This is a genomic window from Shewanella sp. SM23 (assembly GCF_025654295.1).
Classification (GTDB): Bacteria; Pseudomonadota; Gammaproteobacteria; order Enterobacterales; family Shewanellaceae; genus Shewanella; species Shewanella oncorhynchi.
The window spans coordinates 33290-53091 of record NZ_JAKKRM010000011.1; the positions used below are offsets into that span (position 1 = coordinate 33290).

Here is a 19802-nt window from a genome sequence, read left to right on the forward strand (position 1 = left end):
TAGCCCTGTAAGCTGGTTTAAATCCTTAATCATGGCGTACGTTTTATGCTGTCATTTCTGTGATTCCAGCAAGATAAAATGAAGGTACAGAGAGCGATTCAGAAATCAACGCGGGTGAAGATAGCGAAGTTGTATCGGCTACTGAAAGTTCATCAGAATTAACGGCGAATGTATAGACTCTTAAATAATGATCATAAACCAATTAAATCGAGATTAGATAAAATTAGGCTTGAATAAATGAGAACTGTTGAGGAATGGCGCGGGTTTGTTGGGGGAGTCGTTCTGGTTACCGCGCCTTTTTTTGTTCCTAGTATGTGCAATCTCAATTTGATTATTGGCGATCCAATTTAGTCGAATGCCGCTAAAAAAGTGATCACTGCAATTTAAACCTATATGACGTTTAAAAGAGGTTTAAATTTTAATTCCCAATATCCTTCGAGATGTGAACTATCTGTCCAACAACGTGGAAGTTATGTTGTTCAGTCTTTGGCACTTCGATTGGCGGGTATAAAGGGTTATCACTCAATAAAAGCCAAGCATTTGGTTTAACCTGGACTCGTTTAACCCATAACTGGTTATCACTGCGTATCACATAGATATTACCATCGGTTAAGGTGGTTCGTTGTATGTTCACCAGCAGGGTATTGTTGTCGCTAATAATAGGTTCCATGCTGTCGCCCTTGGCCCACACTATTACTAAGTCCTTTTCAGAAAAGCCACGCCATTTAAGCCAGCGTTTTCTAAGAGCAATATGACGGCTAGGCTCTTGAGTATCATCTCCTTCACTACCCCATCCTGATGATATTTGAACGCTATAGCCTGATATCAATGCAAACTCAGATAGAAAGTCATTGTTAGCTTTATAAGCCCCACACCTTCCCTCCATGACTTGATGCTGATGGTCAGACTCAACAACTCTATTGGGATACTTTGGCCCTTTACCTGTGGCAAGCCATTCAACTGTTACTCCAGCAGCCTCAGCTATCGCCACAAGCCTTTCTACGTTTGGCGTTGAATCGTTCACAACATACTTCTTTATTACAGGTGGAGACAGATTAGCCCTTAATGCAAACGAACGAATACTTTCATCCCCAATAACAAGACTCAATCTATCGCAAAAACGTTCATGCTCACCCATAGAACTTGGGTGAGATTTTTCGTGTTTATTGTCTTCGTTCATGTTCTATTCAAACCATTGATTTAAAAACAAATGCGTGCACTTGTTGAATTTAACCCATAAAAATGAACATGAATGCTTAAATTTGGCTTGAAAACAATCGTGTTCACGAATATATTTGTGTTAATTTTTTAGTGAATCTCACAAACAAAAGGGCAAAAAAATGGATAAGCATAAACCTATCCCAAACCCAAAAGATGATTGGCATCACGCAGACATTATTGCCGCCCTTAAAAAACAAGGCACCAACTTAACCCAAGTAGCAAAGGCTGCTGGTTACAGTAATGCGGGTACATTGTGGAATGCATTAGCAAGAAAGTGGCCTAAAGGCGAACGCATTATCGCCACTGCAATCGGTGTTGAACCAAACGTAATTTGGCCAAGCCGCTATTTACATCCGAGCAAAAACACCCAGGGCAATCTTAGCACAAATGATTGTGTAAACGCACAAAACACACAAAAGGAGGTCGTATGAGGCCATTTGTGTTCGCTTCACTTCCATATCTGTACTCGGTCAATAGTAATCAGGCCGATCGTCGCTTTCATAGCAGCAAGATCTGGCTTTGTTTGGAATACCTCTTTAAAGGCATAACCCAATGAGACGCAACTGGGAAAAGGTCAGAGCAAATAACTTGCGCCACTTGATGGCGCTGTGTTTAGAGTTTGCTCGCGAAAAACAAAACCTTTCAGTAGATCGTGTTGCCGATCTGATGGGCTTGCCAAGTAAATGGACATTGTATAAGTGGCTTGAGAATGGTCGCATTCCTGCCGTATTGATCCGCCCATTTGAGCACGCCAGTGTGTGGATTACATGACCTTGTATATCGTCGCCTCTAGCAACCGTCTTGTTATTGATATTCCCAGCGGCCGCAAGATCCTCGCTTGGCACGTTGGTGTATCTGAAAACACCAACAGTGTATTCGGGACAATTAGCTAGAGCACATTAACTATGGGAATACAATCCAGAGCGATTTCGCAAAGGCTATGCAAACGCCTCAATCGAAAGAAAACATGGGAAAAACAATGATGGATAAATTTGAACTAGACGCTGAAGAAGTTGGTGATGTTCCGGACTATCTGGCGCAAGAGGGATTGGAATCAGTTGTTCTTTACTTTGAGGAAAATGATTTTATCTAGCAAACAAGCATGTAATGTTTTTTAGGGGGAGGTGAAGGTGAATTAATATATTCAAAGGAATACAGGTTTTTAAAAGCAATCCCAGAAAATAAAAACACCAAATTATAACGATATTCGCGATAGGTTCATCATTTATCGCACAGGCCTTTATTTACCTTGTATTAGGCCAACATCATATTCAAAGCACCTGACATTTAACAATCAGTAGGAGTAAAGCATGAAAATAAATAATCGGCATTTATCTATAACAGCCATGGCCGCGCTTTTTGCACTATCAGCTTGTGGTGGTGGCGGTGATTCAGGAACAACAACCCCAACCAACCCTGATGACGGTTCGACGGGAGGTGACTACAACGCCAGCATTAACTGTTGTAGTCACCTCCGCGCTACCAGCAACAATTCAGGAAGGCGGTGAGGGCACTTATGTCTTGACCGTCACGGGTGCTCAGAACAGTTTTAGTGTAAAAACCGCGCCGACTGTCAATGGTGGTGTTGCTACAGTGCAACATACTGTTGCTGACGACAAGGTAACGGTGACCATTAAAGCTGGTAACGTGGACTTTGCCACCGCTGCAATTACCAGCGTAGTGACCATTACTGATGGCAAAAATCGCCAAGTGCTGCAAACCAGTAAGGCTGTGTTAAAAGATATTACTGCTGCCCCTGTGATTGCACAAATAGCAGGTTCAGCCGCCAAGATAACCCTCTTTGCGGAAAGAACACAAAGTTTAGCTGTAGTGAGTAAGCTCTCTGAAATCGCCATGGTGATGGGGGAGGCCGTTTCGGTTGATTACGCCAAAGAGTTTCAATCAGCAGTAAATGGCAGTACCAACAAGACGTTATTGTTAGCGTGGGCAGCCAATGGCCCGAGTCTCGTGTCAGCGTACAATGCGGGGCAAATAAGCGAAACCGCCTTAAGTGATGCAATGACGGATATTTTGGCGAAGGCGCAGCAGCATTCCCAAGTCGGTTCGCAAGTGTTAGCAGAAGTAATTTCTATGGCAAGTGGTGCAGCAGGTAACTTTGCGGTAACGGGGGTGTATGCAAACCCAATCGATTACAGCCTGTCAATGTTCGAAGGTAACCCAAGCCTCGGTGCATATCAGGACGGAGTGTGGAAGTATGCGGCCCCGGTCTCCTTTTTAGCCGCCATTGTTGGTGCAGACGCCAATATGTGCTCAGTAAACTAATTCAAATTTGAACGGGAATAACGAAATGAAAAATATGACCAATAAATTCTCTGTGGTAATGCTAGCGATGGCGGCGATGTCAGTATCTATGTCTGCACTGGCAGGTGATACAGTTCGGGTCGTGATCACGAAAGATCCAGTGGTTAACAGCCAAAATGCCGTCAGTAACCTCAATCGAGTGGCAGCAGCGCCAGTAACACCGGCAGCAACATGCGTACCAACGCCAAATGGCGAAGGTGAATGGTGTATCGGCAGTACCGCTTCGGGAGTGATGCGCTCTCAGGCATTAACCAGCAGCGCAAGCCCAATGCAGATTGTTAGCTTACCTAGTTATGGTTATACCGCAGAAGAAGTGGCGCAACACTTAAACGCTCATGGTAACGTGGGTTATGTTGAGGCCGATCTGGAAGTGTCCACTCGTGAAGATATGGTGACCAGTGAAGGTGGCGTGAGCAGCAGCGCCACAAACGATCCGACCTACAGCACGTACCAACACTACTACTTCGAGAGTGCAGATGTCACCCCTTCTGGCTCTAATATCGTCGGACTGTGGGATGCCGCGGGGATGGCGAATATCACTCAGCAAGAAGCTAATTCGCCAGACGTATTGGTGTTTGACTCTGAATTCTTCACCAATAGTGAAGTGCCATATTATAGCGGTCGTAACTTCTCGACTACCGTTTTGACCTCAGGTGGTGAGCCGCAAAAGCACAGCGACGACTTTCGTCCACCAGTGACCTGTCCCAACTACCCCAGTAGTCATGGGTTGAACGTGAGCAGTATTATTGCGGCAAAAATCAATAACGCCACGGGAATTGCTGGGGTAACTAATAACGTTAAAATCCACGCGATTAAGGCGTTAACTTGTGGTATGGGCTTCCTGTCTGACGTTGCCGATGGTTTATGGTGGGCGAGTGGTGTAGCTTACCAAGGCGTCACTCCTTACGCGGGCAAACCTGGCGTGATTAACATGAGTATTAGTGCACCAATTGCTGAAACTGATGCTTGCCCTGCCTACCTGCAAACGGCAATTGATGCGGTGACAGCAAAAGGGTTCGTAGTTGTTAACTCAGCTGGTAACTATGGTTCCAATACTGTCGGTTATGTGCCAGCGAAGTGTAACAATGTAATCACTGTAGGGGCGGTTGATCGTACAGGTGACAAGGCGGGTTTTAGTAACTACGGTGACGAAGTGGATATCGTAGCGCAGGGCGACGAAATGGCGGTGATCTGTGAATACGGTGCATGTTATGGTGAAGGGACCTCGTTTTCAGCCCCTTTAGTGTCAGCAGCGTTGGCAGTAACACAGAACGTTTCAAAGGTGACCCCCGCTGAACTCGGCGCTGCACTGTCAATCTCTGCCCGTACCGATACTTGGGGTTCGACCTGTGCCTCTGGTGTGTGTGGAGCTGGAATCATGGACGCTTCTAAACTTTATCAGGTAGCTAAGGCTGTAGGCGCCGGAACTGCAAACCGTTTAGAACATGTATTGGCAAATAAAGAAGTGTGTGAACAAAAATGGTACATAGATCACTTTGGCCACGCTGCCCGTCTGAGTGAAATGTATAAGCTGACCATGATGGACGGTATCACCAAAGAATATGTGATTTACCGCTTATATTCAGTGCCTAAGGGAGACACTATGGGGGAAAATGCTCAGCTTGAAGGTGAGTTCAATACCGGTACTGTGATGCTACATGGTCTGATACCCTCGACCCGAGATTACGCCATTAAGGTGTGTCAAAAAGGTGATTGTAATGATTGGCTGGCTGTAGATTCAAAGCGCGCTCAAAAGCCCGCAGCTTGTAACTAAAAGTTCGACAACACGCTAAAGGAGGCACGACCTCCTTTCTTATTTTTAATAAATGTTCAAAGATTGTGCACTGTGAATAATGAACATGCATTGAGCGGTCCACAACAATTGAACAGCTTGATAGAAAAGCTGTAAATTATACAGTAAAATACTGATTGTAAAGTGATAGTGCACTTTGATTATACTTAAAGTGCAGAATGAGGACGCGAACAATTTTCAGCCATTCAAACGGGCAGTACTTCTCAATTTGACGGCTTTGTGATCTTATATTCTCTTTTGCTGAGACACGATCATGAGCCTTCTTTCCCTTACCAAGCATTTTGAACTTATTGAAGACCACCGACAGGCGGCCAAAGTGACTTATCCCTTGTTCGATGTGTTGTTCTTAACCGTGGTGGCGGTCATCGATGGCTCTGAGGGCTGGGAAGATATTGAAAACTTTGGCCATTGTGCTTTGATGGACATTTATCTACTTTTATTCATGCCGTAAAGTGATAACCTTAGGCCGCCATTTTACATGCTTTATTCATATCAAATGCCTGTCCGCGGCTCATCACCACAAACACCATCCGCGCCATCTTATTCGCCAAGGCGACCGTCACTTTACAAGCGTGTTGGCGCTGTTTAAGCCGTTGGAGCCACAGGCTTAGTGAGTCGTCTTTTTTATCGCACCAGTTCACCACGGTTCTTGCACCATGGATAAGTAATCGTCGGAGCGTTTGATTACCGCGCTTGGTTATCTTGCCGAGTCGATTAGTCGTATCGCTACTGTATTGTGAAGGGGTTAGCCCTAGCCATGCAGCTAATTGCCGGCCATTTTTAAAATCATTCACTTCATTAATACTGGCTAATAGGGTCGATGCGACGATAGGGCCTACACCGGGGATGGTTAGCAATAATGGATACTGTGGCATGGCTTGGGCAAGGGCTAATATTTCCTCTGCAACCTGGTCGATTTGTTCATTTAAATACAACTTAAACTCATAGATTCGTTGAATAAACCCTCTGGCAACCGTGGATAACTCGTTGTCAGCATCTTCAAGAATGAGCGGAATAGCTAACATCAACTGGCGGCTAGTCTTTGCGATAATCAGGCCATATTCCACAAGGAAACCAGACAGTTGATTGCAGTTAGCCGTGCGATTCTCCACTAAGCGCTCACGAATGCGCAGCAAAGATTGAATATCCTGCTGCTCAACTGTTTTGGGGCGCAGTAAACTGACCGTTGGCCGACAAGCCGTTTCACCAATCGCGATAGCATCGTTGGCGTCATTTTTATTACCAACCAGCATGGGATTGCGCCTAGGAGAAGCGATTTCATTGCTGGTCGGTGATATTGATGCGGAGCCGGTGCAAGTGCATATTCGAGATGCTAAAGGTTGCTAGGATAGACTGGTACAGTTACCTCAACGTAACTTGTTAGCGTTGAGGCATTATTGGCGCACGCACCGTCATCCTCGTTTGTTGTTTCCGGGTAAAGATAACCAACCTTATTAGCTCATGTACAGAGGTGGGCTCCAAAAAGCCATGAAGCAGGTCATTTCCGAGTGCAACATTGATAAAGCCATCAGTCCGCACCACAGCCTGCAGCTTTAAAATCATTTTGACCATCAGAATTCCATGTCATGTGCTTCCTTGAATGTTGCGATTACTTTTTAGTCCTCAAAACTGATCAAGTATTGATCAGCAAAAAGACAAGTTTTCGTGACCGTGACCACCAAATTATCGTTAATTGTCATTAATGAACAGTCCGATGGTCATGTGTTTAATGCTAAGAAAATCAATTGACAACAATTTAGGTAAGATAGGGAACGGACTATAATCCATATCTGCACGGCCTGTCACGCCGGGGGTCGCGGGTTCGAGTCCCGTCCGCTCCGCCAAATTGCAAAAGCCCCATCGAAAGATGTGGATTTTTGCTTTTTACTGATCTCCTTAATTTCTGCGCTGTTCATCTTATTAGCGATGAGACTCGATTCAAATGTCAGCAAGGATCACGCTGAAATCTTAATATGATTAAGTGATAGCTACTGTGGAGCCTGTGCGGTGTCGGTGAGGATGACTTCAACCCGACGATTTTGCTGGCGGCCACTGGCGGACTCATTGTTGGCAATAGGTGAGCTTTCACCTTTACCTAGGCTACTGAGCCGATTGGATTGGATCCCTTTTCCCTGTAAAAAATGGCTAACACTATCAGCTCTTTGCTGCGATAAACCCAGATTGTATTGTTCACTGCCTACGCTATCTGTATACCCCTCAATCATGGCACCTCGCGCGGGATACTTGTTCAGAAAGTTTGCTAGGTTGGTTAGATGTTGACTGGTCGATGACTTAAGATCCGCTTTGGCAGTATCAAATAAAACATCACCTAAGGTTACGACCCAACCACGTTCTGACTGACGGGCATTCAGCAATGTGAGCTGGGCTTGCAGTTCGGTTGTTTCCTGACGCGCATCTGCAGCATCAGCACGGGCTAGGCGCGCATCTTGATGGGCTTGATTGGCCTCTGTGGTGCGAGCATCCAATCTGGCGTCATCGCGTTTTTTAGCGAGGACTTTGTGTTGATCCTCGGCAAAGCGGCTCTGCGCTTGAGCTAAGGCAATATTGACTTTCTTATCAGCAACAAACACTAGGTGCTGTGATTGTTGCTCATCTTTTACCGGTTGTTCAGCAGTGCGAACGGCTTCTTCAGCTTGTTTAATGGCAGCAGGGGCTAAAATTGCCAGTTCATTATTCGCTTGCAGTTTATTAAGTTCTGTACGGATATCACCGATGCCTTCAGCTATTTTAGGCGTACTGCTACAAGCTGCTACAGTTGTTAGGAGTAGGCTATATGCCAGTATATGGCTAAAACGTAAAGGCAGACCCGACGAAGCGATAAGTTTTTTCATTACTGAATTCCTCCTGAACGGCGTAACATTTCTTGCTGCAGTATGCTGATATTGTTTTTCATTTCATTATTGACGCTATTGGCTTGTGCCAGCTCAGCGCGAGCTTGGGCCAATTCTGCCTCAAGGCTCGCCTCTATGGCGTAACGATCGGCGCTGACAGTGTCCATATTGAGTAATGCGCTGCTTGCAGATTGAAGTTTAAGTCTGGCCTGTGCCAGTTCATTTGAGGCATATTGGCCGACTCTTGCTTGCTCTGCGCGGGCAATGGTGTGTTCAGCCCGTTCCATTTCTGCGGTCTTAGTCAATGGCGTTGAACTGCAGCCCACGAGCGCTGTTGCAATACAACCTGCTAATAAGAAGTGCTTGGCTCGCTGCAGGCCGATTGAATATTGCTGTTGTTGATTTTTATTGATGTTCATTTGAAATTCCTTTCTCGGAAACAGTGCCCCGAGTGTGGTCTTTAGGTTTGTTATTCCACCATGCACAGTTAAATATACTGGTGAATAGCCCCATTTTTGAGTCAGTTAGTATGAGTGAGTAATTTGACGCCACGGAAATTCATGATCTACTCCTCTGAGTAAAGAGGGCCGGTACACTAAGGGTTGCATCGGCTTGAGCTAAACGCAGTGTGTTACTGCATGGTTTAGTTTTTGCACTTAATCAATGAAACTTTTCCCTGTTTGTTCGTCACGTCCTAGGCTAACGAGTGATGATTTGGCTCTTTTTCAGTCCAGTTTTCTTCCTTGTCGTTTGATTTAAGTTCTTCAACCTCGCTTATTGTGTGTGCTTTTACTGGTATCCACGTCTTGTTTAGCTTTATCTGCAACTGTGGTTTTGATCATCTGACGGTTGCGGGCTACGACGGGAGGATTGGCCTTGTTGGTGTTGGAATTCTGTGCATCGTTATCGACGGATTTATGTTGTTCTGTGAATTTTTTCATATAAACCTCAAGTAACCCGGTGTAGTGCAAGAGTGCATGAACCGTACATTCAGCATGACCTGTTAACTATTAAACGTCTGTGCGTTAGCACGCATGGGATCCGTGGTGGCAGTATTGGCTGCTCGGCACGTTTTTTGTTTGCTGGGTGGGCTAAAAAATGAGTAACCATAATGCTTTGATTACAAAGGTAATATGGTGGATATTAGGCAGCATCAGTTTTCGCCATGTTGGCGTGTCGGGTTGATGACTGCCTGTTCTTATTTATGGTTTGCAGTACCAGTGTGGGTTTAGTACTGAAGTGGCATATGGGATAACGATAGAATGGCTGTTGTACGAGTGGTCTAGCCATCCGCTATGTGTATTTTTATTTGAAGTACCGGTTAGGATATAAGAATTGAAATGTGAGTCTTTATGGCTGATGTAACTAAAGTATCGGTTGTTTTTAAACACTTCCTTTTTAACGCACTCCCTATTGTTACTGTATTCTTATATTCACTGTAGGTTTATGTTTGCTGCGCTTGTTGAGGTGGCATCAGCCGTTCTGATTCCTGCCTAACGACCGTGTAACATTCACAACAGGTTTGTTCTAGTAACGCGCGATCGACCACTTCAATATTCCCACGACTGTAATTGATAATTCCCATGCGCTGCAGTTTGCCTGCCGCATCGGTGACACCTTCACGGCGTACGCCGAGCATATTAGCAATCAATTCCTGTGTCATTAACACGCGATCATCGGGCAATCTATCTATCGAAAGCAATAACCAACGACACAGTTGCTGTTCAATACTATGGTGGCGATTGCAAACCGCGGTCTGGGCCATTTGGGTCAGTAGCACCTGACTGTAACGTAGTAACAGATGGAGCAGGGCGCCATGACGGTTAAATTCGTCTTTAAGCCGCTGACCAAACAAGCGATAGGCAACGCCAGCACTTTGCACTACAGCGCGAGTCGTGGTGCTTTCTCCTCCCATAAACAGGGCAACGCCGACCATACCATCATTGCCAACGACAGCAATTTCAGCGGATGCCCCATTTTCCATCACATATAGCAGCGAAATAATCGAGTCCAGCGGGAAATACACATAACGCTGCTTTGAGCCTGCTTCACAGACTACTTGTCCGAGTTCTAATGGAACCAGTTCCAGATGCGGGAAAATACGTTGTTTGACTTCTTCTGGCAATTCACATAACAACCGATTGGATTCTGGCGGGAAGTGAGTTTCCGGTGGCGGTCGCTCTGATACAGATTTCAGTTTTAGTGTGTCCATTATGATAGCGTGTCCTTGTTTGGTGATGTCGCTAACTCAGGTTACAGCGAGAAACACCTATGCTATGTACGGTAGCGAACATAATGGCAGGTTTTTTGAATCGTTGAGTGGAAAATATGCACTTAAGTGCGCATTGAGTGATAGCAACTGCAGCAACGGGCAAGTAGAGCTTGCCGATCATGAATATGTAATCGCCCACGATTATATGAAATGCTGCCGCGGGTCTGTAAATTGCCTGCGGCCTCGGTAATACTGCTTCGCCTAACACCTAGCATGTCGGCTAAAAATTGATGGGTTAGATATAACTCATCAGTCTGAATTCGGTCGTGACTCATTAGCAACCAACGTGCTAGCCGAGACTCAATGGAGTGAAAATGGGCACAGACTGCATTTTGTGATAATTGGCATAACAAGGTGTATAGATAAGTCTCTACTATTTGCTTCAGATTGGTATTTTGAGCGAGTAAGCCTTCAAAGGTTTCAATGGGGAGCCGCCAAGCTTGACCAGAACCTTGGATGATCGCCTCTGAAGGCACTTGCCGAGTGCCCAGCAAAGTCGTCGCCCCAAGCATACCTTCGTAACCAATCAAACCCATTTCCAATGCCGGATGTTTGGGGAGTTTAGCAATCAAAGAAATAAAAGCCGTTAAGGGAAAATAGACATATTGATATGACTCGCCAGGCTTGCACAGTAAGTCGGCAAAGTTAAGTTGGACTAACTCAGCTTGCGATAATAAATCCGCTTGTTCTACCACTGGCAGATGACGGATTAATCGGTTCTGAATTTGTGGGGCTAATGTGTCTTGGTGTTGAGTGGGCATAGCGGTTCAACCTGTGGTGGTATTGACTTGGCACCAGAAAATCTGCTGCAAAAAAGAAGGGCCGCAGCATCAGAACGGGGCTGCGGAATGATGTAGATTAAATGACTAGTTTTTTAGTTGCGGTGAAGGTGCGCCAGATTTTAGTTGCATATCGTTTTTGACTGAAATAACGCCGGGGACTTTGCTTGTTAGTTTTACCGCAGTATTGATATCTTCACGCGATTTAACAAACCCGCTGAGCTGGACCACGCCTTTAAAGGTTTCAACATTAATCTCGGCCACACTTAAGTTTTTATCACCTAAAATGGCAGCTTTCACTTTGGTGGTGACCACACTGTCGTCTAAATACTCGCCAGTACCTTCTTTGTTGTATGCAGAACTGCAACTGGCCACGGCGACTAAGCCTAGAGCCAGCAGGAAGATACTTAACATTTTAATTGTTCTCATCAGATTATCCTTTTTGATAAAGAGTAAAAATGGGGCGCATTAGCTAACGCGTCCCGTTAACAGCAATATAATCAGCACCAGTAGCACTATGCCTATAAGTCCACCAGGACGATAACCCCAGTTTCGGCTATGGGGCCAAGTGGGGAGCATGCCGAGAAATAACAAAATTAAAATAATCAATAAAATAGTCGCAATTGACATGGCTAATCTTCCTGATACCGGGGCAATTTTGCACTGGGTAACATGAGTCTGTGCCGTAGCAAATGGGATGTCGGTACGCTGGCGCACTTACAGGGATCTGACGAGTCGATGTGTTTATATTCGCATTAACTGATAAGCGGTATGCCGAACAGAGCGAGTGATTGTAGAGATGCATACTCTAACTTATGTCCAATGACGGACATGTTCAATTCGAAACCAACGTTTGGTATTTCACTTATTCCGTTGTCCAGTTTCATGGGCTGCGCTAATAAAGAGGTCAACAAAATGAATTATCATGATCGCGATGTTTACGGTATTTACAACAATCCACAGTTCGCTTCTCCATCATTGGCACAAGGACCCGGCCCATATCTGATGGGCGCTGAAACACTGATCGGCAATAATGTTGTTAATAATTCTGGTGAAACCTTAGGGGATATCAAAGAAATTATGCTTGAAGTGGAAACGGGCCACGTCGGGTATGCGGTACTGTCGTTCAGTACTTATTTTGGTTTTGGAGAAAAGCTGTTTGCAGTGCCTTGGAAGATGCTGACACTTAATCATGAGCAAAAATGTTTTGTCATGGACATCTCATTAGAGCGACTCAAAACGGCGCCGGGGTTTGACAAAGGCCATTGGCCCAATATGAAAGATGTTGAATGGGAAAACGAACTGCACGATTACTACGGTAGCCGTAGGGATTAATGGTGTTAAGCAGGGGATTTATCCCCTGCGTTATTATTTGGATTCGGTAAATATGTATAAGTGTGGTTGTGCCTATCAAGTGAGTAGGGCCCACACGCATTTTAGTTGTTAGGGATTTGCTTATCGCCATGGTTGTAACCTAATAACGATAAAAGTTTGAGCTAGCGTATTATCGAAAGTCACCAGCGTGTATCGCTGATCAATGTCTTCGCTTCATCAAATGATTAAAGCCTTGTCGAAAGATAAGGCTTTTTTGTTTTTCTATTTTAAGTTTAAATCCCTATTTAAGGTAAATCTGATGTTTTCGGATTTGTACTACAGCTTATTTTACTTGATGTCGCTAGATTGCTCCGTTTTCTTGATTTTTCTCCATAGGTGATGAGGGAAGAGTCATATTTAACAGTGGATATATCGAATAGATAATTTCAGCTTACTGTTCATGCTGTTGTCATCTGCGTCATTAAAGCTAAGCTCATTAGTATTTAGCTCAGTTATCTAAAGGATTTATATGGTTGAACACATTACTGGCATGCTAGCGCTAATTGGAGTGCTATCGTTATTTTGTCAATGGCTTGGCTGGAAACTGCGGTTACCAGCGATTTTACCCTTGTTGCTATGTGGGCTCACTTTAGGCCCTGGGCTTGGATTCCTCAATCCTGATGCGATTTTTGGTAATTTGCTTTTTCCGATAATTTCCCTCGGGGTCGCCGTGATTTTATTTGAAGGGGCTTTGACTCTTAACTTCAAAGAAATCAAAGATCATGGTCGTATGGTGACGCATCTTGTGACTATCGGTACCGTGATCACTTGGGCCTGTATCAGTACGGCCACCTTTTATTTACTGGATTTTAGTTGGGAAATTGCATTGCTCTTTGGGGCGCTAGTGGTAGTGACTGGGCCTACCGTTATCGTGCCAATGCTCAGAAGTGTGCGTCCTAAATCCCAGCTGGCGAGTATTTTGCGTTGGGAAGGTATAGTGATTGACCCAATAGGCGCGCTGCTCGCAGTGTTAGTCTTTGAATACATAACCGTTGCCAGCGATCAAACGACGCATGTGCTCTATGCCTTAGGCTCTATGTTGTCCCTCGGATTAGGACTTGGCGCAGTAGCGGGTTATCTAACGGGACAAATCTTAAGACACAACCTATTGCCACACTATCTGCGTAATACCGCCGTTTTGACCTTAATGCTGGGTATCTTTGTCGGCTCGAACCTATTACAAGAAGAATCGGGCTTATTGACTGTGACGGTTATGGGCATTTGGCTTGCGAATATGCGTGGTGTGGATATTGCTGAAATCCTTGAATTTAAAGAAACATTAACCGTTCTGTTGATTTCAGCACTGTTTATTTTACTGGCGGCGCGATTAGATTCTAACGCCATGCTCGGCTTAGGCTGGGGTGGACTGGGTGTTTTAGCTGTGACCATGTTATTGGCACGACCGCTGAGTATTTGGGCTTCTGGTATAGGCACATCTCTGTCGAAAGCGGATAAGTGGTTTTTATGCTGGATTGCCCCTCGAGGCATAGTTGCTGCTGCGGTATCTTCTTTATTTGCAATCAAGTTAGAAGCCAACAATGTGCAGGGCGCAGATGCAATAGTGCCCTTAGTGTTCTTAATTATTATCGGCACTGTGGTGGTCCAAAGTTTAACGGCGGGACGTTGGGCACGATTTCTTGGGGTTAAAGCCGATTCTGCCCAAGGTTTATTGATCTTTGGCGCCTCTAAATTTTCTAGAGAGTTAGCGAAAATTTTAAAAGCCAAAGATGTCAAAGTGCTACTGGCTGATAATAACTGGGACAATATTAGGCTTGCGCGTATGGATAATATTCCAGTGTATTTTGGTAATCCTGTTTCGGAACATGCTGAAACCTATATGGATTTAACTGGAATAGGCCGCGTGTTGATTATTTCACCTTACCGACAGTTAAACCCGTTAGTGAGCTTTCATTTCCAAGACTTTTTTGGTGCTAAAAAAGTTTTTGGTCTTAATAATACCGAAGTAGGCAGTGCGCGCCACCAGCTCTCTGAAAGTTATAAGCAACGTTTATGTTTGTTTGGTGATGCAGTGTCTTATGCCAAGATAGCCAGCCTAATGGCGAAAGGCGCTCAACTGAAAGTAACGAATTTAACCGAAAACTTCAGCTTTGAACATTTTCGTAAACGTTACGGTGAGACGGCAATACCACTGGTTTACCTGACGAAAGAAGGTAAGGTCGTCGTTGTTTCGGGTAATGATACCGTATTTCCGAATGGCATTGAGCTTATCAGTCTATTGCCAATTGAAGCTTTAGAAGAAGCCAAAGTGCAGCAAGCGATTGCAGAGCGGGAAGCCCAAGAAAAAGCAGCAGAATCTGCTTTAGCAAAGGAAAAAGCGGAAGAGGAGGCCGAGCGATTAAAGCTTGAAAAGGCTCAAGCTGAGGTGGCTACTGAAGATAATACCGCTGATCCACTACAAGCTGTAGATGAGACCTTAGTGAAGAATTAACCTAGGCTGCTATTGCGTTTAATGCTGCTTAATGACTTGAGTCGTGTGATTGGTTATAGGCATTAAAAAAGGAGGCTAATTAGCCTCCTTTTTGTGGTTTAAATCTTAGTGAGTATTACGCAGCACGTTCCTGTGAAGTGGTTGAAACCACTTCTGGACGAAGTTCTGCTGGGTCAAAGTCATCAACGTTGATTGATTTCATACGACCAATTTCTGCTCTTTCCAGTAATTGCACTTCGGCATCGCTTAACACTCCTAAGGCTTTACCTTCTGCGGCAACTTTATCTAACCACATAAATGGTAGACGTTTACCACTCGCTTTACAGACTTTGTCATGTAGCGGTTCAGACGCGATGATGTCGAGTAGTGTTTGTTCTTGGATCCCCACAGCATTGTGCTCAGAATTAGTCCAGAACTGGCCTTTACCTAAACGGTTACGGCTTTCACACGGTGTTTGCATGATCTTAGCGACTTTATGATCTAACACATCGCTTGGGCGTTTCAGTGGACGACCGAATGGGAACATCACCACACGTAATACGCCGCCAAGGCCCATAGGGAAGTTATCCAGTAAATCGTCTAAAGAAGCTTGCAGCTTGTACAGCGCATCTTCAACTGCCCATTGTACTAATGGCAAGTCGTCGGTTTGACGGCCTTCATCTTCATAGCGTTTCAGCGTGGCTGATGCCAGATACAGTTGGCTCAGTAAGTCACCTAAACGGGCAGAGATACGCTCTTTACGTTTAAGGTTGCCGCCCAAGGTTGCCATGGCTAAGTCAGAGAGCAAGGCAAGGTTGGCACTGAAACGGTTCATCTGTTGATAATAACGTTTGGTTTTATCTGAATAAGGCGCGTTAGAGAAACGGCTTGATGTCAGACCTAACCAAAAGCTACGGATGAAGTTACTGGTCGCAAAACCAATGTGACCAAAGATAGCCGCATCGAAGTTAGCTAAACCTTGACCCGATTCAGTATCAAACGCTGACTCCATTTCTGCGAGTACATACGGATGGCAACGAATTGCGCCTTGGCCGTAGATGATCATAGAACGGGTGAGAATGTTTGCACCTTCAACAGTAATTGCGATAGGCGCAGCTTGGTAGCCACGGCCTAAATAGTTATTGGGGCCAAGACACACGCCTTTACCGCCGTGAATATCCATGGCATCGATAACGCATTTCTGCATTCTGTCGGTCAGGTGATATTTCACAATTGCAGAGATAACCGACGGTTTTTCACCTAAGTCGATACCTGTGGTGGTCAAAGTCGTTACAGCATCCATCAGATAGGCGTTACCGCCGATGCGTGCCATTGGCTCTTCGATACCTTCAAGCTTGCCGATAGGCAATTTGAACTGACGACGAATGCGAGCATAAGCCCCTGTTGCCAGCGCTGCGGTTTTCACGCCGCCAGCTGAGTTTGATGGCAGTGTGATACCACGGCCCACTGACAAACATTCCACCAGCATGCGCCAGCCTTGCCCCGCCATTTTTGGGCCGCCAATGATGAAGCTTAATGGCACGAATACTTCGTTGCCGCGAGTCGGACCGTTTTGGAACATGCAGTTGAGCGGGAAGTGACGACGACCCGTTTCTACTCCTTCCACATCAGTAGGGATCAAAGCACAAGTAATGCCGAGTTCTTCTTTATCGCCAAGTAGATGCTCTGGATCGCGCAGTTTAAAGGCTAAGCCTAATACTGTCGCGACAGGGGCTAAAGTGATGTAACGCTTGTTCCAGGTCAGCTTCATCCCCAGAACTTCTTCACCTTCCCATTGGCCTTTACACACAATACCAAAGTCAGGAATCGAGCCTGCATCGCTACCAGCTTCTGGGCTGGTCAGAGCGAAACAAGGGACTTCTAAGCCTTTGGCTAAACGCGGTAAATAATGGTTTTGTTGCTCTGGCGTGCCGTAATGTTGCAGCAGCTCTCCAGGGCCTAAAGAGTTAGGTACGCCAACAGTTGAAGCCAACTCACTGCTTAACCCCGCCAGTTTTTGTAACACACGAGATTGGGCATAAGCTGAATATTCTAAACCGCCGTATTTTTTCTTAATGATCATGGCGAAGAAACCGTGATCTTTCAGATATTGCCATACGTCGGCAGGCAGATCGGCAAGTTGATGTGACACTTGGTGTTGATTCACCATGCGGCACACTTCTTCAACAGGGCCATCGAGGAAGGCCTGTTCGTCTGCACTTAAACGCGCAACGGGGTAGTTATGGAGTTTTTTCCAGTTCGGGTTACCCGCAAACAGATCCGCTTCCCACCAAGTGGTGCCGGCTTCAATCGCTTCTTTCTCTGTTGAAGACATTTCCGGCATGATGCCGCGATATACCTTCATCAGTGGACGACTGATCACATTTTGTCTAAATGCACTGATATTAAACGGCAGCGCGATCACGAGGAAAACGATCCAAGAGATAGGGCCGACAACATCGAGTGTCCATCCAGCTGTCATCACAACAGCGGCTGTAATAGTGGCAGTGAGCAAAGATACCCGAAGGTAAGCTAGGGCTCCTAGCACTAAGATCATGGCGATGATCCAAAGTAGGGTAGTCACTGTAATTCTCCTTAAATATGACCGAGTGCCAACCACAGGTCATAGAGTGTTTTATTGATTGCGATCACAATTATAGTTTGTGGTCAGACCTGTGTCGCATAAAAGTTAAACCTAAGAGAATTTTAATACAAGTATTTTTCAAACAATTGTTTAAATTATTTGTCAGCTTTGATCATTCCACAAATGTCATCAACTAGTTACAATGCCAATAAGTAGTTTTTTTGATTGATGATAGGCGAGAAATATGTGCGAGTTACTGGCGATGAGCGCCAATGTGCCGACCGATATTGTGTTTAGTTTTACGGGATTAGCACAACGTGGTGGTGTAACCGGTCCCCACGTGGACGGCTGGGGTATTACTTTTTACGAGGGGAAAGGTAGCCGTACTTTTAAAGATGCTTGCCCGAGTAGCGAATCGCATATTGCAAAATTGATCAAATCCTACCCGATTAAAAGTGAAGTGGTGATAAGCCACATTCGTCAGGCGAATCGCGGTTGTGTGTCTTTAGAGAATACTCATCCTTTTACCCGCGAATTATGGGGACGTTATTGGACCTATGCCCATAATGGTCAATTGACGGACTATCTGCCCAAGTTTCATGTCTCGCGCTATCAACCCGTAGGCGATACCGATAGCGAACTTGCTTTCTGCTGGATTTTGGAACAAGTCGCCCAGAAGTTTGGCGGTACTAAACCTGAAGATATGTTGGCAGTTTTCCATTACGTCGCAACGTTGGCCGAGCAAATCCGTGCCTTAGGTGTGTTCAACATGATATTGAGCGATGGCGAGCATTTAATGAGCTATTGCAGTAATAACTTATGTTACATCACTCGCCGCGCGCCGTTTGGTAAAGCGAAACTTATTGATACCGATGTGGTGATTGATTTTGATAAGGAAACTACTGCCCATGATGTGGTGACTGTGATTGCGACTCGCCCATTGACCGAGAATGAACAGTGGCGCGTTATGCAGCCGGGTAACTGGAAGCTGTTCAGATTGGGTGAGCTGTTAATCGATCTCTGATGTGATACCACTGAGCTAAATAATGAGGGCAAGCGGATTTACGGTTGACTTTGTTTTGTTCAGGTCACTTTATTAAAAAGTTCGAGTCAGTATCTAACATACCTTCTAGCAATCAGTGATGAACCATTAGCGATGAACATTAACTGAACTTAGAGGTAGGCCCTAAGTTCAGTTAGATATAGTTCAGTTAAATATAGTTCGGTTAGATATTAGTTCGGTTGGGCTTTATTCGATATGAGTTTGGCTTTAGTTCAGTATTGTGAAGCTAAGGCTTTGTATCATTGGGTTAAGTTTATACATCTTAACTCAATGCCTTACCGATTAACCTTCAGTCGTGCCGAGCAGTTTAGGCACTAGCGGTTTCTCTGCAATGTCTGCAGGTATGGTTTCTTGGTGCGGCACTTCATCGAAGTGATATTTAAGTAACTTAATATCGAGCTGCTTACTGCCTTTTTCAAAGTGAGTTAGACGCACGGGCAAATACGCTAAGTCAGGCGCCATCCAGAAGAAGGTTTGACGTTTTTTATTGTCACGCACGACTTCAATTTTGACTGTGTCGTAACTGCCGCTGTCGATGTTCATTCGTTCTTTACCGATCACATGAAACTTGTATTCATCGACTTCGTTGTCCTTGACCATCTTATAGTCGAGCACTTCTTTGCCCGCCATCATATCTAGCCTAAATTGCAACTGCACCATAAGAGGATCAAAGATTTTATCATCATAGGGAAACTTGCCTTTTTCATCTTTGTAACGGGTATGAATAAAGCCTTGAGCTTTGGCGAATGCGGTTTGCTCCGTGTAATTAGGCCCGACACCTTGGCGTTGTTGTAAGTAACGCAAAGGACTGAGCTGCGTATCATTTTGAGTAAATTCACTCAAGATGTGACGCACATCGGTTAACAATAACAGGCTGAGATCGCTATCAAAACGATACTTAAACACGCCATCTTCGGGATTGGGTAGCGTGTATTTGGCTTTTCCTAATTCAATGTCTCCATAGTTGACTTGGTATTCGGCCGTCTGCGGTGTTAGCGGCGTTGGCGCTGCCATGGCAAACATACTTTGAGTGAGGACGGTAAAACTCACTAATAATGTGGGAATGGTACGCAAAGAATGCTCCTTGGGTCGCA

At 45.0% G+C, this 19802-nt stretch carries 19 protein-coding genes and 2 pseudogenes; 9 read left to right on the forward strand and 12 right to left on the reverse strand.

Annotated features, from left to right (window positions below):
- Positions 1 to 418 precede the first annotated feature (418 nt).
- A complete protein-coding gene (locus L5L98_RS14090; protein WP_263141829.1) occupies positions 419 to 1180 on the reverse strand; it encodes an XRE family transcriptional regulator in 762 nt (253 codons plus the stop codon).
- A 160-nt stretch (positions 1181 to 1340) separates the two neighbouring features.
- Between L5L98_RS14090 and L5L98_RS14095 the strand changes: the two genes are divergently transcribed.
- The 6 genes and pseudogenes from L5L98_RS14095 to L5L98_RS14120 all read left to right on the forward strand — a co-directional run.
- Positions 1341 to 1652 carry a transcriptional regulator gene (locus tag L5L98_RS14095; protein ID WP_263141832.1) on the forward strand — a complete coding sequence of 104 codons (312 nt, stop codon included), beginning with the start codon at positions 1341 to 1343 and terminating at the stop codon, positions 1650 to 1652.
- Positions 1653 to 1773: 121 nt separating this feature from the next.
- Positions 1774 to 1992 carry a hypothetical protein gene (locus L5L98_RS14100; protein ID WP_263141835.1) on the forward strand — a complete coding sequence of 73 codons (219 nt, stop codon included), beginning with the start codon at positions 1774 to 1776 and terminating at the stop codon, positions 1990 to 1992.
- Positions 1993 to 2161: 169 nt separating this feature from the next.
- Positions 2162 to 2314, forward strand: coding sequence for a hypothetical protein (locus L5L98_RS14105; RefSeq protein ID WP_263141837.1), 153 nt, complete (start codon positions 2162 to 2164; stop codon positions 2312 to 2314).
- A 266-nt stretch (positions 2315 to 2580) separates the two neighbouring features.
- The gene (locus L5L98_RS14110; protein ID WP_263141838.1) at positions 2581 to 3504 is read left to right on the forward strand and encodes a hypothetical protein; all 924 of its coding nucleotides are present in this window, start codon (positions 2581 to 2583) and stop codon (positions 3502 to 3504) included.
- Between the two features lie 25 nt (positions 3505 to 3529).
- Positions 3530 to 5317 (forward strand): S8 family serine peptidase, encoded by a 1788-nt coding sequence (locus tag L5L98_RS14115; protein WP_263141839.1) that lies wholly within the window; start codon positions 3530 to 3532, stop codon positions 5315 to 5317.
- A 292-nt stretch (positions 5318 to 5609) separates the two neighbouring features.
- A pseudogene (locus tag L5L98_RS14120) lies at positions 5610 to 5774 on the forward strand (transposase family protein); the annotation flags it as partial.
- Between the two features lie 43 nt (positions 5775 to 5817).
- Here L5L98_RS14120 and L5L98_RS14125 read toward each other — a convergent pair.
- The 9 genes and pseudogenes from L5L98_RS14125 to L5L98_RS14165 form a co-directional block, all read right to left on the reverse strand.
- Positions 5818 to 6609, reverse strand: a pseudogene (locus tag L5L98_RS14125) (IS110 family transposase); the annotation flags it as partial.
- Between the two features lie 127 nt (positions 6610 to 6736).
- A complete protein-coding gene (locus tag L5L98_RS14130; protein WP_263141843.1) occupies positions 6737 to 6928 on the reverse strand; it encodes a hypothetical protein in 192 nt (63 codons plus the stop codon).
- A 416-nt stretch (positions 6929 to 7344) separates the two neighbouring features.
- Positions 7345 to 8208, reverse strand: a complete 864-nt coding sequence (locus L5L98_RS14135) for an OmpA family protein (protein WP_263141844.1) — start codon at positions 8206 to 8208, stop codon at positions 7345 to 7347.
- The gene (locus L5L98_RS14140) at positions 8208 to 8627 is read right to left on the reverse strand and encodes a DUF4398 domain-containing protein (protein WP_105252417.1); all 420 of its coding nucleotides are present in this window, start codon (positions 8625 to 8627) and stop codon (positions 8208 to 8210) included. The genes L5L98_RS14135 and L5L98_RS14140 overlap by 1 nt, the downstream gene beginning before the upstream one ends.
- A gap of 345 nt (positions 8628 to 8972) precedes the next feature.
- Positions 8973 to 9149, reverse strand: a complete 177-nt coding sequence (locus L5L98_RS14145; protein ID WP_263141848.1) for a hypothetical protein — start codon at positions 9147 to 9149, stop codon at positions 8973 to 8975.
- Between the two features lie 503 nt (positions 9150 to 9652).
- Positions 9653 to 10420, reverse strand: a complete 768-nt coding sequence (locus tag L5L98_RS14150; RefSeq protein ID WP_263141849.1) for a Crp/Fnr family transcriptional regulator — start codon at positions 10418 to 10420, stop codon at positions 9653 to 9655.
- Positions 10421 to 10542: 122 nt separating this feature from the next.
- Complete coding sequence (locus tag L5L98_RS14155; RefSeq protein WP_263141851.1) at positions 10543 to 11241, reverse strand: Crp/Fnr family transcriptional regulator; 699 nt, start codon at positions 11239 to 11241, stop codon at positions 10543 to 10545.
- Positions 11242 to 11346: 105 nt separating this feature from the next.
- The gene (locus L5L98_RS14160) at positions 11347 to 11688 is read right to left on the reverse strand and encodes a BON domain-containing protein (RefSeq protein ID WP_028760077.1); all 342 of its coding nucleotides are present in this window, start codon (positions 11686 to 11688) and stop codon (positions 11347 to 11349) included.
- Between the two features lie 39 nt (positions 11689 to 11727).
- The gene (locus L5L98_RS14165; RefSeq protein WP_081729035.1) at positions 11728 to 11889 is read right to left on the reverse strand and encodes a DUF3309 family protein; all 162 of its coding nucleotides are present in this window, start codon (positions 11887 to 11889) and stop codon (positions 11728 to 11730) included.
- Between the two features lie 285 nt (positions 11890 to 12174).
- On the opposite strand from L5L98_RS14165, the gene L5L98_RS14170 reads away from it, so the two are divergent.
- Both L5L98_RS14170 and L5L98_RS14175 read left to right on the forward strand, forming a co-directional pair.
- The gene (locus L5L98_RS14170) at positions 12175 to 12594 is read left to right on the forward strand and encodes a PRC-barrel domain-containing protein (protein ID WP_028760076.1); all 420 of its coding nucleotides are present in this window, start codon (positions 12175 to 12177) and stop codon (positions 12592 to 12594) included.
- Between the two features lie 508 nt (positions 12595 to 13102).
- A complete protein-coding gene (locus tag L5L98_RS14175) occupies positions 13103 to 15082 on the forward strand; it encodes a cation:proton antiporter (RefSeq protein WP_263141854.1) in 1980 nt (659 codons plus the stop codon).
- Positions 15083 to 15197: 115 nt separating this feature from the next.
- On the opposite strand, the gene fadE is transcribed toward L5L98_RS14175, so the two are convergent.
- Positions 15198 to 17645: an acyl-CoA dehydrogenase FadE gene (gene fadE, locus L5L98_RS14180; protein ID WP_263141857.1), complete on the reverse strand. Its 2448-nt coding sequence runs from the start codon at positions 17643 to 17645 to the stop codon at positions 15198 to 15200.
- Positions 17646 to 17889: 244 nt separating this feature from the next.
- Between fadE and L5L98_RS14185 the strand changes: the two genes are divergently transcribed.
- On the forward strand, positions 17890 to 18669 hold the full coding sequence (locus tag L5L98_RS14185; protein ID WP_113939616.1) for a class II glutamine amidotransferase: 780 nt from the start codon (positions 17890 to 17892) through the stop codon (positions 18667 to 18669).
- Positions 18670 to 18990: 321 nt separating this feature from the next.
- On the opposite strand, the gene L5L98_RS14190 is transcribed toward L5L98_RS14185, so the two are convergent.
- Positions 18991 to 19782 (reverse strand): DUF3108 domain-containing protein, encoded by a 792-nt coding sequence (locus tag L5L98_RS14190; RefSeq protein WP_105252420.1) that lies wholly within the window; start codon positions 19780 to 19782, stop codon positions 18991 to 18993.
- Between the last annotated feature and the right edge of the window lie 20 nt (positions 19783 to 19802).